Genomic DNA, 1,662 nt, shown 5'->3' on the forward strand with positions numbered 1-1,662 from the left:
GCCCTTGCCCGGGAGCTGCTCCGGCACCTAATCGACTACCAGGCCCGCCATCGCCACCGTTTCCGCTTGGGCGCCCAGGTCTCCCTCAACGTGGCCCAGGATCCAGAGCTGCTGCGGCTCCTGCGGGAAGCGGGGTTCACCTGGGTGTTCGTCGGCATCGAGTCCCCCGACCCGGCGGCGCTCAAGGAGATCCGCAAAACGCAAAACACCCATGAAGACATCCTCACCTCGATCCGGCGCATCTACGCTCATGGCATCGACGTGCTAGGGGGGTTCATCGTGGGTTTCGACGCCGACACCGAGGATACTTTTGAGCTGCAATACCGCTTCATCACCGAGGCGGGCATCCAGGCGGCCATGATAGGCCTCCTCACCGCCTTGCCCAAGACACCCCTCTACGCCCGGCTTGCGGCCGAAGGGCGGCTGCGGGAGGGGATGAACGAAGTAGACAACACCCGCCCCGCCACCAATGTGGTGCCGAAGGGCATGAGCTACGACGCCATGATTCAGGGCTATCAGGCCCTTTACCGCCGTCTGCTGGCCGACCAGGCGATCGCCCGCCGTATCGCCAACAAGCTGGCCTACATGGCGGCCCCCGTCTACGGCGGCGAGTACGGTCCCCTGCAACAGATCGGGATCGTGGCTCGCCTTGTCTTCCGCGGCATCCTACCAGGGGGCTTGACGCGCACGGCGTGGTTTCTGAGAAGCCTGCCGTGGCTCGCGCCCAGGAAGCTGCCGCTGGCCGTGGTGGATTGGATCTGCGCACTCTCCATGCGGGCGTTCATCGAGCGGCGCTTCGGCGAGCAGGCGGCGCCCGAAGGCCTCGCGGCCCGTTTCGCCGCCATGCGCCGCGCCCTGGGGCACTATCTGGCCCAGGGCCGCGCCGGGCTGGAGCTTGACCGCTCGGGGCTTTGCTTGCGGCTGGAAGGCTGGCTCGACCGCCGCTTCTACCGGCGCGCGGCCCGCCACGCCCGGGGTATCTTAGGACGCACCCCCTCCACCCTCACGCTATATGTGAACCACCTCCAGGCAGAGGAGCGGTCATGGCTTGACCGGTTCCTGCGCGGCCTGGCCCGCTATGGTGACCGGGTACGGGTGGTGGTGGGCGAGGCGGTGCGGGGTCGCATCGAAATCGATTCGTCGGTGTTCCACCTGGCGCTGGAGCCCCACTGCCGATAGGGCCATGGAGCTGGTCTGCCCTGCTGGTGCACTGCCCGCTCTCAAAGCGGCGGTGGACAATGGCGCCGATTGGGTCTACATCGGTTTTCGCGACGAGACCAACGCGCGCAACTTCGCCGGCCTCAACTTCGATGCGGCGGCGGCCCGGGAAGGCATCGCCTACGCCCACGCCCGTGGAGCGCGGGTACTGGTGGCAATCAACACCTATCCCCAGACCTGGAACTGGTCCCGCTGGACCGCTGCGGTGGATCGGGCCGTCGAGGTGGGCGCCGACGCAGTGATCCTCGCCGACCTGGGACTGCTGCGCTACGCGGCCTCCACCTATCCGCAGATGACGCTGCACCTTTCGGTGCAGGGCTCGGCCACCAGCTACGAGGCGATCAACCTGTACCGAGAGCGCTTCGGCATCCGCCGCGCGGTACTGCCCCGGGTCCTGTCCCTTGCCCAGGTGGAGCAGGTCGTGGCTCGCACCCCGGTGGAGAT

Annotated in this window: 2 protein-coding genes; both read left to right on the top strand. The window is 67.4% G+C overall.

The window, feature by feature from the left end; all coding sequences use genetic code 11:
• Positions 1 to 1,179 (top strand): radical SAM protein (locus V7Q81_RS16000; RefSeq protein ID WP_333845325.1); only part of this gene is annotated, 1,179 nt, incomplete at its 5' end.
• 4 nt (positions 1,180 to 1,183) lie between these two features.
• The coding region (locus tag V7Q81_RS16005) for a peptidase U32 family protein (protein ID WP_333845327.1) at positions 1,184 to 1,662 on the top strand (479 nt) is incomplete at its 3' end.

The organism is Pelomicrobium sp. (assembly GCF_036803785.1).
GTDB lineage: Bacteria > Pseudomonadota > Gammaproteobacteria > Burkholderiales > UBA6910 > Pelomicrobium.